This window comes from Embleya sp. NPDC055664 (assembly GCF_053618075.1).
The window spans coordinates 16,403-30,027 of sequence record NZ_JBSHGZ010000008.1 but is presented as its reverse complement, the minus strand read 5'-3'; the positions used below and the strand labels follow the sequence as shown (position 1 = coordinate 30,027).

General features: G+C 71.9%; 13 protein-coding genes and 1 pseudogene. 7 read left to right on the top strand and 7 right to left on the bottom strand.

Going from position 1 to position 13,625, the window contains the following annotated elements; genetic code table 11:
* Positions 1 to 1,240: 1,240 nt before the first annotated feature.
* Entirely contained in the window at positions 1,241 to 1,660 is a 420-nt protein-coding gene (locus ACWGR4_RS16245) for a MerR family transcriptional regulator (protein WP_380014298.1), read from the bottom strand.
* Between the two features lie 58 nt (positions 1,661 to 1,718).
* Here ACWGR4_RS16245 and ACWGR4_RS16240 point away from each other — a divergent pair, with 58 nt between their 5' ends.
* Positions 1,719 to 2,690 carry an SDR family NAD(P)-dependent oxidoreductase gene (locus tag ACWGR4_RS16240; RefSeq protein ID WP_452129942.1) on the top strand — a complete coding sequence of 324 codons (972 nt, stop codon included), beginning with the start codon at positions 1,719 to 1,721 and terminating at the stop codon, positions 2,688 to 2,690.
* 87 nt (positions 2,691 to 2,777) lie between these two features.
* Here ACWGR4_RS16240 and ACWGR4_RS16235 read toward each other — a convergent pair.
* Positions 2,778 to 3,059: pseudogene (locus tag ACWGR4_RS16235) on the bottom strand (phosphotransferase); the annotation flags it as partial.
* A gap of 60 nt (positions 3,060 to 3,119) precedes the next feature.
* Here ACWGR4_RS16235 and ACWGR4_RS16230 point away from each other — a divergent pair.
* Positions 3,120 to 3,458, top strand: coding sequence for a hypothetical protein (locus ACWGR4_RS16230; RefSeq protein ID WP_452129941.1), 339 nt, complete (start codon positions 3,120 to 3,122; stop codon positions 3,456 to 3,458).
* A gap of 24 nt (positions 3,459 to 3,482) precedes the next feature.
* On the opposite strand, the gene ACWGR4_RS16225 is transcribed toward ACWGR4_RS16230, so the two are convergent.
* Positions 3,483 to 4,355: a helix-turn-helix transcriptional regulator gene (locus ACWGR4_RS16225; protein ID WP_452129940.1), complete on the bottom strand. Its 873-nt coding sequence runs from the start codon at positions 4,353 to 4,355 to the stop codon at positions 3,483 to 3,485.
* 117 nt (positions 4,356 to 4,472) lie between these two features.
* Between ACWGR4_RS16225 and ACWGR4_RS16220 the strand changes: the two genes are divergently transcribed.
* Complete coding sequence (locus ACWGR4_RS16220; protein WP_452129939.1) at positions 4,473 to 5,537, top strand: aldo/keto reductase; 1,065 nt, start codon at positions 4,473 to 4,475, stop codon at positions 5,535 to 5,537.
* A gap of 92 nt (positions 5,538 to 5,629) precedes the next feature.
* Here the strand turns inward: ACWGR4_RS16220 and ACWGR4_RS16215 are convergent, their stop codons facing one another.
* Positions 5,630 to 6,079, bottom strand: coding sequence for an ATP-binding protein (locus tag ACWGR4_RS16215; RefSeq protein ID WP_126636239.1), 450 nt, complete (start codon positions 6,077 to 6,079; stop codon positions 5,630 to 5,632).
* Between the two features lie 215 nt (positions 6,080 to 6,294).
* On the opposite strand from ACWGR4_RS16215, the gene ACWGR4_RS16210 reads away from it, so the two are divergent.
* The 3 genes from ACWGR4_RS16210 to erm all read left to right on the top strand — a co-directional run bounded on the left by ACWGR4_RS16210 (position 6,295) and on the right by erm (position 8,400).
* Positions 6,295 to 7,131 (top strand): helix-turn-helix domain-containing protein, encoded by an 837-nt coding sequence (locus ACWGR4_RS16210; RefSeq protein WP_380014259.1) that lies wholly within the window; start codon positions 6,295 to 6,297, stop codon positions 7,129 to 7,131.
* Positions 7,128 to 7,337, top strand: a complete 210-nt coding sequence (locus tag ACWGR4_RS16205) for a DUF397 domain-containing protein (protein WP_452129938.1) — start codon at positions 7,128 to 7,130, stop codon at positions 7,335 to 7,337. Before ACWGR4_RS16210 ends, ACWGR4_RS16205 begins: the two co-directional genes overlap by 4 nt.
* A 226-nt stretch (positions 7,338 to 7,563) precedes the next feature.
* The gene (erm, locus tag ACWGR4_RS16200; protein ID WP_452129937.1) at positions 7,564 to 8,400 is read left to right on the top strand and encodes a 23S ribosomal RNA methyltransferase Erm; all 837 of its coding nucleotides are present in this window, start codon (positions 7,564 to 7,566) and stop codon (positions 8,398 to 8,400) included.
* A 19-nt stretch (positions 8,401 to 8,419) separates the two neighbouring features.
* Here erm and ACWGR4_RS16195 read toward each other — a convergent pair whose 3' ends face one another.
* Both ACWGR4_RS16195 and ACWGR4_RS16190 read right to left on the bottom strand, forming a co-directional pair.
* Complete coding sequence (locus tag ACWGR4_RS16195) at positions 8,420 to 9,250, bottom strand: MerR family transcriptional regulator (RefSeq protein ID WP_452129936.1); 831 nt, start codon at positions 9,248 to 9,250, stop codon at positions 8,420 to 8,422.
* Between the two features lie 69 nt (positions 9,251 to 9,319).
* Positions 9,320 to 9,727: a winged helix-turn-helix transcriptional regulator gene (locus ACWGR4_RS16190; RefSeq protein ID WP_380014247.1), complete on the bottom strand. Its 408-nt coding sequence runs from the start codon at positions 9,725 to 9,727 to the stop codon at positions 9,320 to 9,322.
* Between the two features lie 311 nt (positions 9,728 to 10,038).
* Here ACWGR4_RS16190 and ACWGR4_RS16185 point away from each other — a divergent pair, with 311 nt between their 5' ends.
* A complete protein-coding gene (locus tag ACWGR4_RS16185) occupies positions 10,039 to 11,193 on the top strand; it encodes an acetyl-CoA C-acetyltransferase (RefSeq protein ID WP_452129935.1) in 1,155 nt (384 codons plus the stop codon).
* Between the two features lie 21 nt (positions 11,194 to 11,214).
* Here the strand turns inward: ACWGR4_RS16185 and ACWGR4_RS16180 are convergent, their stop codons facing one another.
* A complete protein-coding gene (locus ACWGR4_RS16180; RefSeq protein WP_452129934.1) occupies positions 11,215 to 13,437 on the bottom strand; it encodes a BTAD domain-containing putative transcriptional regulator in 2,223 nt (740 codons plus the stop codon).
* Between the last annotated feature and the right edge of the window lie 188 nt (positions 13,438 to 13,625).

The window sequence follows — 13,625 nt, the reverse complement described above, 5'->3', positions numbered from 1 at the left end:
TCCCCGAGTGGGTTGGGTGTTTCCGGCGAGCCTCGCGCTTCAGCTGCGGAGCGCCGGTGCGGGGCTGGTCCGGGTCGTGGGGTGGGCCGCCGGGCGGTGCGGGGCTTCGGGGTGCGGGCTTGCGTCGGGGCGGGGCCCCGGTCGGGGTGAAAAGCGACCTGCGGCGGGTGGCAGAGAAGGGGGTCGGGTCGGGTTCCGCCGGGCTTGCGTTTCCGGGTGGGTCGGGTTTGTCTCGGCGTGCGTTGCGCTCGGGGTCGCGGGCGGCGGGGTGGGGGCTCGGGTTGGGTTCGCCGGGTGTGCGCTCCCGGGTGGGTCGGGTGGGGCGTTTCGAGGTGCGGTGGGCGTGTGTGGGGGCGGGAGTTCACGGAACCGGACGGCGTGGGGTGTCGTGGCCTCGGTGTGCGAGAAAACCGCAGGTCAGTGCGAAGCGGGAGCGTTCGAGGTGTCTCGGGATCCGGTTTCGCCCCTCACCGGGCACTCTCGGTCTCCCGGACGGCCTCCGCGAGGTCTCAGCACCCGAAGTCGGCTGCCATCGAGCGGTTTCAGTCTCTGCGGCGGTGTCGAGGGGGCCGGAGCGCACGAAACCGGCACCCGACGCCCGACCTTCCTCCCCGCCACCACGAAACCGCAGGTCACCGAAGCTCGAAGCCCGCAACCACCCATCGCGATTCGGTTTCGAACTCCAACTCCGCCGCAAATGCCCCCAAAGCACCCCAACCTACCCGGAAACGCAAGCCCGGCGGAACCCAACCCGACCCCCTCCTCTGCCACCCGCCGCAGGTCGCCTTTCACCCCGACCCGGGCCCCCACCCCGACACAGGCCCACACCCGAAGCCCACACCGGCAGCGGCCCACCCCACGACCCGGACCAGCCCCGCACCGGCCGCCCGCAACCCCGAGCGCCACGCACGCCGCAAACTCCCGGCCATCTCGCAAAGCCACCCGGCGAACCGGACCCCGACCAGACCATCCCCCGGTGTCGTCGCCGACGTGCCAGGAGTGGTGTGGCAACTGCCGTGTCAGCTACCGAAGGTGGAGCGCAGGCGCATCGGCCGGGTATGACCGCGCTATCTGTGTGTGGGCGCTGCGGCCCAAACCGGGCCGAGCGGGCCGAGCGGGCCGGGCCGACCCCGCCCCGGCTCGGAGCTGGCCGACCGCCCCGTCCGTCCGGCACCGGCACCGGCACCGGCACCGGCACCGGCACCGGCAAAGCGCACTCCGCCCAGCCCTCACCTCGCCCTCAGGCCCTCGGGTCCCAAAGCCCGCCCGCTTCGCCCCGTGCCAAGTGGTCGGCGTAGATGCCGACCTTCCAGGTGATCACGGAGCGGCAGTCCTCCAGCGCGCGGATCTGGGCGTCCACGCGCCGGCGGTGGGTGTCGAGCAGGTGTAGGCGTTCCGCCTCGTTGCCCGGGCCCTGGCGGACCAGTTCGGCGAAGCGTTCGAGCTCGGCCAGTGGCATGCCGGATTCGCGGAGCTTGACGCAGATCTGGAGCCAGTCGATGTCGAACGAGGTGTAGCGCCGTCTGCCGCCCGGCGTGCGCAGGACCGGGCCGACCAGCAGGCCCTCGCGCTCGTAGAAGCGCAGGGCGTGCACGCTCAGGCCGGTGCGTTCGGCCACCTCGCCGATGCCGAACGACTGCGTGGTCGGCTCGGTGGTCATGCCGTGCCTCGCTCTCGGACTTGATCTAGACCTCACTCTAGATCGTAGCGTCGGCAACATGACGATCACCGCTCAGCAACCCCTCGGCTCACCCTTCTCCGCCGCCACCCGCGCCTCGGACATCGTGGCCGACCGCGACCTGTCCGGCATCACCGCCGTGGTGACCGGGGGCTACTCCGGTCTGGGCCTGGAGACCGCCCGGACGCTTGCGGCGGCCGGGGCCAGGGTCATCGTTCCGGCCCGTCGTCCCGATGTGGCCCAGGCCGCGCTTCAGGGGGTATCGGGCTGCGAGGTCGTCGCCATGGACCTGACCGACCTGGACAGCGTGCGGTCCGCCGCCGCGTGGATCGGCGAATCCGTCGATCGGCTCGACCTGCTGATGGCCACCGCCGGGGTCATGGCCACCCCGGAGCGACGCGTCGGGCCCGGCTGGGAAGGGCAGTTCGCGGCCAACCACCTCGGGCACTTCGCCCTCGCGTGCGAGCTGTATCCCCTCCTGGTCGCCGCCGACGGCGCTCGTGTCGTGGTCAACAGCTCCGCCGGACACACCCTGACCGGCATCCGGCGGCACGACCCGCACTTCCGCACCGGCTACGACAAGTGGTTGGCCTACGGTCAGTCCAAGACCGCCAACGCGCTGTTCGCCGTGCACCTCGACGCGCTCGGGCGCGACGACGGCGTCCGAGCGTTCGCGCTGCATCCGGGCAAGATCATCACCGGTCTGCAACGCGAGATGGCGTTGCAGGAGCAGATCGACCGGGGCTGGGTGGACGAGCACGGCAAGGTGATCGGGGCCGGCTTCAAGACCGCCTCCCAGGGCGCCGCCACCGGAGTGTGGGCCGCGACATCCGCGCTGCTCGACGGACGGGGCGGGCTCTACCTCGAAGACTGCGACATCGCCCGCGTCTCCGCTCCCGACGAGCCGATGGACGACGGCGGCGTGCGCGCCTACGCCATCGACCCCGACGAGGCCGCGCGCCTCTGGGACCTCTCCATCGCCGCGACCGGCGCCCCGCCGATCACCCGATGACGTCGCCCACGCCGCCGGCGAGCGAGGACCGCCCGGGTGGCGGACCTCGTGGAGATCGTGGTTCGCGCGCAGCAGGTTGGCGCCCACGAAGGCGATCTCCGCCCACCGGGGTCCGATCGCCACCCGGCCCCAGTCGACGACGGAGAGCCGGCCGTCCGGGCGGATGAGCATGTGGCCCGCAATCAGGTCGGTGTGCAGCAGGCGGTTGCCGCACAGCGCGCTCGCCCGGGGCTGACGGCGTCGCTCGACGGGGCATCGGTTCGGCAGGGGTGGGGAGTCGGCTGAGCGCGGGGGGCGGCCTGCGGGTTGCGGGTTGCGGGTTGCGGGTTGCGCCCAAGGTTGGGCGTGGCCTCGGGCAGTGCTACTCACGTCGCCGCTGAGTATCCACGCTCATGCCCGGGCACCGTGTCCCTCCCTAGCGTCGTCCCCATGCACGAAACGACAAACGCGAACGCTCCCCGTAAGCCCGGCCGTAGCGCCGTCAGCCTCTACGTGATCGCCGTCGTCTGCGCGATGGTCGTCATGGCCCTGGTCGACGTCGCCGCGCTCCTGAGCAATGCCCTCGGCGGCGAGAACTGCGGCCAGTCCTGCCCCGCCGACCCGACCGCCCGCGACGACCACCTGGTCCTGTGGGCCAAGCCGAGCGGTGTCGTGGCCCTGGTCAGCATGTTCCTGACCGCGAGCCTGCCTCCCCGCTACCGGTGGCCCGTCGGGCTCCTCTTCCTGGGCGGCGCGTTCGTGCTCCAGGCCGTGGCCCTCACGTCCTGACGACAAGGGCCGGCCGCCCGAGACTCACGCGCACAGCCGGTCCAGCGCCGTCCTGCTCGCCTCGTCCGCCGCCCGGAAGATCAGCAGGCGCTGACTCGGGTCCTGCAACGGCACCAGCACCTCGAAGTGCATCGTGAGCGTGCCGGCCTCGGGGTGGCGCAGCACCTTGTGCCCGCGGCCGTTGATCCCGATGTCCCGTTCGGCCCACAAGCGCGCGAACTCATCGTCCCCCGCGCGCAATTCCGCGATGAGGGCGGTCAACGCGCGGTCCTCCGGATGTGCGGCCCACGCCGCGCGCAGGTGGGCGACCCCCTCGCGCACCACCCGGTCCCGGTCGACGTACAACTCCCGTACCACCGGATGCATCAGGCACAACCACATCGCATTGCGCCGCGCCGGCGGGAGGGCGGCGAAATCGATCAGCAGCCTGGTCGCCTCCCGATTCCAGGCCAGGACGTCGTAGCGGTGGTTCATCAGCATGGCCGGCAGCGGCGACAGGTCGGCGACCAACCCTGCCAACAACGGCGCGGCGCCCCTCGCCGGCTCGTCGGCCGTGTCGGGGCGTCGGCGGGCCAGGTCGAAGAGGTAGGCCCGTTCGACCGGGGCCAGCCGCAGTGCCCTGGCCAGTGCCTCCACCACGTCGGCCGAGGGCCGCGTGCCGCGACCCTGTTCCAGCCGTACGACGTAGTCCACGCTGACCCCGGCCAGTTCGGCGACCTCCTCGCGGCGCAGCCCGGGGGTCCGTCGGGGCCGCCGACGCGCCGGCAGGCCGAGGTCGTGCGGGTCCAACCGTTCCCGCCTGGCGCGCAGGAACGCGGCCAACTCCTGTGTCGTGTCCACGGTGTGGGTGGTCGTCATGTCCGTGCCGGTCGTCATGTCCGCGCCAACAACCAGCATGGGATCGACGTTCCCAGGATGCCCTCTCCCTTACCCCCTGTTCGCGGCGGTCACAGGCTGATCCCGGCAACGGATCACTCCCGGTTCACGCCCGGATCACGCTCACAGGAGGACACGATGACAAGGACACTCACCCTCGACACCTACCGGCTGATGGGTCGCTCCGGACTGCGAGTCTCACCCCTGGCGCTGGGCGCGGCGACCTTCGGTACCGATTGGGGCTGGGGATCCGAGCGGGACGAGTCACGCCGGCTGTTCGACACCTACGTCGAGCGCGGCGGCAACTTCATCGACACCGCCGACACCTACACCGACGGCAGTTCCCACCGCCTGCTGGGCGAATTCATCCGCGACAGGCGGGATGGCCTGGTACTGGCGACGAAGTACTCGACGCTCCGCCGCCCCGGCGACCCGAACGCCAACGGCGCACACCGGAAGAACCTGTTCGCGTCCGTGGAAACCAGCCTGCGAGAGCTGAACACCGACTACATCGATCTGCTCTACCTGCACGTGTGGGATTTCCGTACGCCGGTCGACGAGATCCTGCGCGGCCTGGACGATCTGGTCCGCCAGGGCAAGGTCCTCTACGTGGGCATCTCCAATGCCCCGGCCTGGCAGGTGTCGCGCATGCAGGCGATCGCCGACCTGCGCGGCTGGTCGCCACTGGTCGCGTTGCAGATCGAATTCAACCTGATCGAGCGCACGGGGGAACGTGACCTGATCCCCATGGCACGCGAGATGGGGCTGGGGGTGGTCCCGTATTCACCGCTGGCCGGCGGGGTGCTCACCGGCAAGTACGGCCGCGACGACCTGACCGCGTCGCCGACCGCCGTCGGCGACGGCACCCGCCGGAACCTCGCCCTGGGCACGCTCACCGAACGCAACCTCGCCATCGCCGACGTCGTGAAGGAGGTCGCCACCGAGCTGGACCGCACACCCGCCCAGGTCGCCCTGGCCTGGACCCTGCGCCACCCGCACGTAACCGCACCGATCATCGGCGCCCGCACCGCCGCCCAACTGTCGGACAACCTGGGTGCCCTGGAGGTCGACTTCGCCGCCGCCCACCTGGCCCGCCTCGACGAGGTGGGCACGATCGCACTCGGCTTCCCGCACGACATACTCGCCGGCGACCACATCCGCACCGTGACCACCGGCGACCTGAGAATCGAAACCCGCCGCTGACACCCCGGCGAGCCCCGAGGGCGGCACGGGCCCGCATCGCCGTCCTCGGGGTGACCTCGGCCGACCCCCGAAGCGCGGTCGCACACCCTCCGTCAACTCATCGCCAACGCGAACCACACCCGCTTGCCGCCGGGAAGCGGCGTCACGCCGCATTCGTTGGCCAGGCTCGTCATCAGCGGGATGCCCCGCCCCGACTCCGCGTCCCAGGACGGGCGGCGTCGGCGCGGGGCCGCCGGGATGGCCGCCCCGCCGTCCTCGACGCCGACCACCAACTGCCCGCACGGCACGTCGTGCAGCAGTTCGACCCGGACCACGGTGCCATCCGGCGTATGCCGGACCGCGTTGGACACCAGCTCGCTCGCCAGCAGCTTCGTGGTCTGCGCCGTGTCGGCCGAGGCGCCCGCCCCGATCGCGCACTCGTGGACGAAGTTGCGCACGTGTCGCACCAATTCGGCCGTACCGACACAGCGGAGTTCGGCGACGGGGGCCAACATGTGATGACCGGCCCGATCGGCCGGCGCGTGAATCCGGGTGGCAGGCATGTCTTCTCCCCAATCCGATGTTGACCGCCGCTGGGACACCCGTTCTCACCGGGAAGAAAGAAGAAAGCGGCCCACACCGAGCATCGCCGCGCCGCATAAATGCAACCAAGTACTTCGACATAAATAACTCTTTCGGGTGACGCCGACCAAATCCGGTCGCGTTCCATTCAGACCCGGAGCACAATCCCGGACGAAGCCACCCCGGGAGGACCCAGATGCGCAGCTACGCAAGACGCCGATTGGGTACGGAACTGCGGCTGCTCCGCACGGCGTCGGGCCTGTCCGGCGAGGAGGTGGCCGATTCGTGTGGCTGGGATCAATCCAAGATCAGCCGCATCGAGACCGCGAAGGTCGCGGTGTCCCGGCACGATCTGCATCGCCTCTGCGGCATATACGGGGTGTGCGCGACCGACGTCGAACGCCTCGAAGCGCTCCTGATCGAGACGCGCGGGCCGCGCTGGTGGGTTGCCTACTCGGACGTCCTCGACGCCGCCTACGAGGAACTGATCGCGCTGGAGTCGCAGGCCACGGAGATCCGGGCCGCCAACGCCGGGATGATCCTGGGCCTGCTCCAGACCCGCGACTACGCGGCGGCCGTGATCGGCTCCGGGCCGATGATCCCCGACCCCGAACGGGCCGACGCGCTCGTGGAGATCCGGATGCGGCGCCAGCGTGTGCTCACCGGGCAGAATCCGGCCAGGTTCCGCTCCGTGCTCGCCGACGGCGCCCTGCAATGCGAGATCGGCGGTCGCGGCGTACTCACCCGCCAACTCGCCCATCTCCTCGAACTCGGTGAATTGCCCAACATCGACATCCACGTGATACCGACGAGTTCCACCGCGAATGCCTACAACGGCGGCCTGACCATGTTCGATTTCTCCGGCCCGCACGCGCCCAGCGTGCTGTTCGTCGAATACCACGGCGGCATGCTGATCAAGGAGGAGGATCGCGACCTGCGCCGCTATCGCCGCCACCTCGACTACCTGTTCGCCAACGCCCTCTCCACCGACGAGTCCAGAACCCTCATCTCGGCAAGGATGCGATCCCTGTGAACGACACCCCGAAAGCCCCCGCCGCCCCCGTCGCCCCCGACGCGTGGCGCAAGTCCACCCACTCGGGACACCAGGGCGACTGCGTGGAAGTGGCCCCGCGCACCGCCCACCTCACGATCCGCGACAGCAAGCGCCCGACGCACGCCCACCTGCGTCTGCCCCACCACGCCTGGCCCGAGTTTCTGGCCGCGCTGCGACACGGGTGACCCGGCCCGCCGCCGCCGGCGGCGATCGACCGCGCCGAAAATCGGGATGAGCCGTCGACCCACCCGGGCTAGGGTGGTCGGCATGTTCGCCGCCGCATTCACGAGGACTCGCCGCCACTAGCGGCGGGCCGAGGCTTTTTCTCTTCCGGTTCCGCCGCACTTCGGGTCCCTGCCGGTGCGGCCGTTTCGGGCTGCCCGGCTCCGAACTGCCTTGCGGAGCCTTCTCGTGCCCTACCCCACTCATGGCGGACGCCATGAGCTCGGTCAGAACTTCCTCGTCGATCCCGCGGTGATCGACCTCTTCACGGATCTGGTCGGGCGTACGTCCGGACCGGTCGTGGAGATCGGGCCCGGTGACGGTGCCCTCACCCTCCCGCTGAGCCGCACCGGCCGACCGCTCACCGCGGTCGAGCTCGATCCGCGGCGCGCCCGGCGGCTGGCCCGCCGGGTGCCCGGGCACGTCCGGATCGTGGCGGGCGACGTGTTGCGGTACCGGTTTCCCGATCGGCCCTTCACCGTGGCGGGCAACCTGCCCTTCCACCTGACGACTTCGGTGTTGCGGCGGCTGCTCGACACCGGGCATTGGCAATCCGCGGTGCTGCTGGTGCAGTGGGAGGTGGCCCGGCGCCGGGCGGGTGTGGGCGGGGCCTCGATGCTGACGGCGGCCTGGTGGCCGTGGTTCGACTTCGAGGTGCACGCGCGCGTCCCGGCTCGGGCGTTTCGGCCGATGCCGTCGGTGGACGGCGGGCTGTTGTCGATGACGCGCCGGAGTACGCCGCTGGTCGTCGGGGCACGGGAGCCGTACCAGGAGTTCGTCCGCCACGTGTTCACCGGGCCGGGGCGCGGACTGCGCGAAATCCTGGATCGCACGGGCCGGTTGCCCGGTGCCGAGGTGCGCGACTGGCTCGTCGCGGCCCGGCTCTCCCCCCTCGCGCTGCCCAAGGATGTGACGGCGGGTCAGTGGGCCTCGCTGTGGCGGGCGATCGAGCGGGGAGAACGCGCGAACCACGGCGGTGTCCGCGCCGGCCGACCGCGCCCCGGGCGCTATCGGTCCCGGCGGTGACGTGAGCGGCGGCCCGCGCTCAAGCCCGCGCGATCGGCTCCTGGAGTTCGGTCACCCACTGCCTCGGGTCCGGTGGGCACTCCAGGTTGACCTCGCGCGGATAGCCGAGGGAGCGGTGGCCGTTGGCGTCGATCCAGCGGGCCAGGGCCTGTACGCCGGTCATCACGTCGTCCATCGAGCCCCGATGCACGAAGGTGGCGGCCTGCTCGATCGGCGGCAGGTCCACGATCGCGAAGTCGTGTTCGGGGCGCGGGTCGGCCGCGACCGTGATGCCGGCGTTGATGACGATCGTGTCGTCCCGGTCGGGCGAGACCTCGTAGTAGGCGATGCCCGGCCCGGTCGGCGCCACCCCGGCGGCGGCCATCCGGCGGCACAGTTCGTCGTACAGCGGCCCGATGATCGGCCCGATGTCACGCGGTCCGTCGGCGTCGACCGGGGTGGTCGCGGTCAGTACGGCCACCCGGACCCCGGGGACGCGCTTGAGCACGACGTCGTCGTCGGCCATCCGGCCCTCCGCCTCGATGGTGCGGAGCCTCGCCTCGACCTGGGCCAACCGCCGGCCGTCCGCCGCCACCGCCGCGGCGAGCTCGGCCCGGCGCAGCCGCAACATGCCGCGCAGCTCGCCGGCGCTCACCTGCTCGTCCAGGATGCTCCGGACCTGCTGGAGGGTGAAACCGAGGTCCTTCAGCGCGATCACCCGGTTGAGCCGGGCGAGTTGCTCGGCGCGATAGAAGCGGTAGCCGCTGACCGGGTCGACCCGGTCGGGGCGCAGCAGGCCGATGGCGTCGTAGTGCCGCAACATGCGGACGGACACGTTGCCGTGCCGGGCGAAGTCTCCGATGGTGAACATGACGCCTCCCAGTGCACGGCCTCACACGGTGTCAGGGTCAAGCCGCCGGGCCCGCAGCCCGCGCCGCCCTCACTCCACCGGCCCCGCCACGTCCCATCCCGGTGCCTGTACGTGGACGTGCAGGCTGCCCGGCGCCACCTCCTCGCCGCAGCCCCGACACATCAGTGCGGGGTCGAGCGCGTGATCCCCGTGCCGGAAGTCCACCGGCGGCTCGTCGGTCAGCCACCGGTCGCCCCAGGCCGCGAGGGTCTGCAGCACCGGCGCGAGGTCGCGACCCCGGGCGGTCAGGTGGTACTCGAAGCGCGGCGGCCGGTCCTGGTAGCGCCGCCGCTCCAGGACCCCGGCCGCCTCCAGGGTGCGCAGCCGGGTGGTCAGGATGTCCCGAGGTGCCCCGGTGTTGCGCGCGATCGCGTCGAAGCGGTGGTTGCCGAAGCCCATTTCGCGGATGGCCAGCAGCGCCCACTTCTCGCCGACCACGCCGAGTGTCGAAGCGACCGAGCAGGGCCGGCCGACCGGCGCCCGAGCGGCGCGGGACGGCGCGGAAGCACCCGCCGCCTCGGGCACCCGACCGGAGTCGGCGGAGGAGGCGTTCGAGGAGCCAGAAGACCCAGAGGAACCAGAAAACCCAGAGGACCCGGAGGAACCAAAGGAGCCGGAGGACCCGGAGGACCCGGAGGAATCAGCGTTGACGACCACGCCCACAAGGTTGCCATCCCCAACTCACTGACGCTACGTTGACGAGGAAGCAAGTTGGATTTTCCAACCCACACGGTCGAAAGGCGGCTGCCATGAGTAACGAGGCGTACCTCGTCGACGCCATCCGAACTCCCGTGGGCAAGCGCGGCGGGGGCCTGGCCAAGGCACATCCCGCCGACCTGGGCGCGCACATCCTGCGCAGCCTCGTCGACGGCACCGGCATCGACCCGGCCGCCGTCGACGACGTGATCTTCGGCTGTCTCGACGTGATCGGCCCGCAGGCCGGCAACATCGCCCGCACGTCGTGGCTCTCCGCGGGCCTGCCGACGAGCGTCCCGGGCACCACCATCGACCGCCAGTGCGGCTCCTCGCAGCAGGCGGTGCACTTCGCCGCCCAGGCCGTGCTCAGCGGCACCGCCGACGTGGTGATCGCCGGCGGCGTGCAGAACATGAGCGCCGTACCGCTGTCCGCCTCGCTGCGGGCCGGCCGCGAGTACGGCTTCGCGACCCCGTACGAGGGCGCGCGAGGCTGGCACGAGCGCTACGGCGACCAGGAGATCAGCCAGTTCCGCGCGGCCGAACTGATCGCCGAGCGCTGGGGCCTGACCCGCGAGGACATGGAGGCGTTCGCCGTCACCTCGCACGAACGCGCGCTGCGGGCCCGGCGCGAGGGCCACTTCACCAACGAGATCGTCCCCTACGGCGAGGTCATCCACGACGAGGGCCCGCGCGAGCCGGACCTCGCCAAGATCCGCTCACTGCCGACGCTGCGCCCCGGCGGCCGGATCACCGCCGCGCTGGCCAGTCAGGTCTCCGACGGTGCCTCGGCCGCCCTGGTGGTCTCCGAACGTGCCCTGCGGGTACACGGGTTGCGCCCCCGGGCCCGGATCCACCACCTCACCGTGCTCGGCGACGACCCGGTACTGATGCTCACCGGCCCGATCCCGGCCACCGCCCGTGCCCTGGAGCGCACCGGGCTGAGCCTGGACGACATCGACCGGGTCGAGATCAACGAGGCGTTCGCATCGGTGGTACTCGCCTGGCAGCGGGCCACCGGCGCGGATCCGGAGCGGGTCAACGTCAACGGCGGCGCCATCGCGCTGGGCCATCCACTCGGCGCGAGCGGCACCAAGCTCCTGGCCACGCTGCTCAACGAACTGGAGCGGATCGACGGCCGCTACGGCCTCCAGACCATGTGCGAGGGCGGCGGCATGGCCAACGTGACCATCATCGAGCGGCTGACCTGAGCCACCGCCCGCTCCCGGCGGTCAGTCGTGGCCGTGGTCGCCGGACTGGGCGAGGGAGCGGGTCACGCCGGCCTCCAGCTCGGTACGGGCGGCCTCGTCGGCGGCGCCGGAGCGGTCGAAGGCCGCCAGTGCGCCGCGCCACAACTCGGCGGCCTCCCGGTAGGCGAAGTGGATCTCCGCGTCCAGCGCGGCCAGGCGGGCGTAGTGGGCGGCCTTCGTCGCCGTCGCGCGCGAGGCGGAGGCCAGGTAGTGGTGCGCCAGCGCGGAGACGTCCCGGGGCCGTACCGCCTCGATCGCCTCGGCCGTGCGCGCGTGCATCCGGGCCCGGCGCAGCTGGGACAGGTCCTCGTACAGGGTGTCCCGCACCAGCGCGTGGGTGAACCGCAGTTGGCCCGCGTCGGGCTCCACGAGCAGTCCGGTCAGCAGCGCCGACTCGACCGCGTCGAGCACCGTGTCCTCGTCCGTGCCGCTCTGCGCGAGCAGGACGTCGACGTCGATGTCCCGGCCGAGCACACACGCCTGCTTGAGCACCTCCTGCGCGGCCTTGGGCAAGCCGGCCACATGCCGGCGGATCACGTCCCGAACCCCGACCGGCACCTCGGACACCGCCGCGTGCGCGCCCTCCGCGGCCAGCACCCGGGCCGTCTCCAGGACGTAGAACGGGTTGCCCGCGGTGCGGTCCACGATGGCCCGTACGGTGTCCTCGTCGATCGCCGCCGAGACCGCGCCGCGGACCAGGTCGCCCACCGCCTCCGGGGCCAGGCCGGTGAGTTCGACACGTTCCGGACCGCAGCGCGCCAGCCGGGCCAGTGCGTCGGCGAGCAGGTCGCCCACCTCGTTGTGCCGATAGGTGACCACGAGCAACACCCGACCGGTCGCGTCCCGGTCGGTGGCCAGGTGGCACAGCAGCGCCAGCGTCTCCTCGTCGGCGCGGTGCACGTCGTCCAGCACCAGCAGCCACGGCGTCTCCGCGGTGGCCCGGGCCAGATAGCGCACCACCGCCTGGTGCAACATGAGCTTGGCCGCCGCCTGATCGCCCACCGGGCTGTACGAGTCGGCGAGCAGCGGCGCCAACACGCGCGCGGTGTCCTCGTCCGGCGGGCTCACCGCGGCCAGGGTGCGCAACATCTGGGTCCACGGCCACCCGGCCGGCGCGCCGCCCGATTCGGGGCAGCGCCCCCACGCCGCCCGCCACCCCTCGGCGGCCAGCAACTCCCGGACATGCTCGGTCAACGCGGTCTTGCCCTCGCCCGGATCACCGCTGACCAGCGCCACCGCGAGCCGCCCGTCGGCGCGCTTCGCCGCGTTCAGCAGGTCGGCCGTCTCGTCGGCCCTACCGATCAACGTGGTCGTGCGCGCCACGAACCCGTCCTCCCCCAGCTCGTCGGAAACCCGTACCGGCTCCGCGACTTCCCGATGCGCGGCGGGCACCTCGGACACGGCGGACGCGGCGGCCGGCGTCGGCACCGCCGCCGGCGCGTCCAACTCGGCGGAGTGGGCCAGGATGTCCGCCTCCAGGCGCTGCAACCGCGCCCCGGGCTCGACCCCCAACTCCTCGCGCAGCGCCGCCCGTACCCGGCGCAACACCGCGAGCGCGTCGCCTTGGCGGGCACACCGGTACAGCGCCAGCGCCAACAACCGCCAACTCTCCTCCCGCAGCGGGTGCGCCGCCGCGTGTGCCTCCAAGCCGGGCACGATCCCGGACGCCTGCCCGATGGCGAGACCGGCCTCGGCCCGACGCTCCACCGCGACCAGACGCAACTCCTCCAGCCGGGCCGCCTCGGGCCGGGCCCACGGCTCGTCGGCGAACTGCGCGTACGCGGGCCCGCGCCACAGGTCGAGCGCCGCGGTCAACTCGCGTAGCGCGTCCTGTGCCGCCCCCGCCGCGAGGAGGCCGCCGGCCCGGTGCACCAGGGCCTCGAACCGCCACGCGTCGACCTCGTCCGTACCGACCCGGAACGCGTATCCCGGCGGCGCGGTGACCAGCACCGTCGACGGGGTGCGCGGCGCGCGGTCGGGTTCGAGCGCACGGCGCAGGTGCGACACGAAGGTCTGCACGGACCCGAGCGCGCGATGCGGCGACTCGCCGTGCCACAGGTCCTCGATCAGCCGGTCGACCGGTACGACGTGCCCGCGCGCCAGGACGAGCCGAGCGAGAACGGCCCGATGGCGTGGGCCGCGCAGGTCGGCCCGCCGGTCACCGTCCCACGCTTCGAGCGCTCCCAGAACACGAAACGTCAGCATGGTTAAGAGACCTTACTGATGCGTCATGAGCAGCCGAGCGGCGGCCGGGGCTGAAGTCATCCGGCTGTTGTCCCACACCCGGATCAACATCGACTCGACGCCCGATGAACACGCTTGCCGGGCTCATGTCGGCGGCATGCCGGGCGCATGGCGCCCCGATGCCGACGCCGATGCCCCGTCCCCCGCTC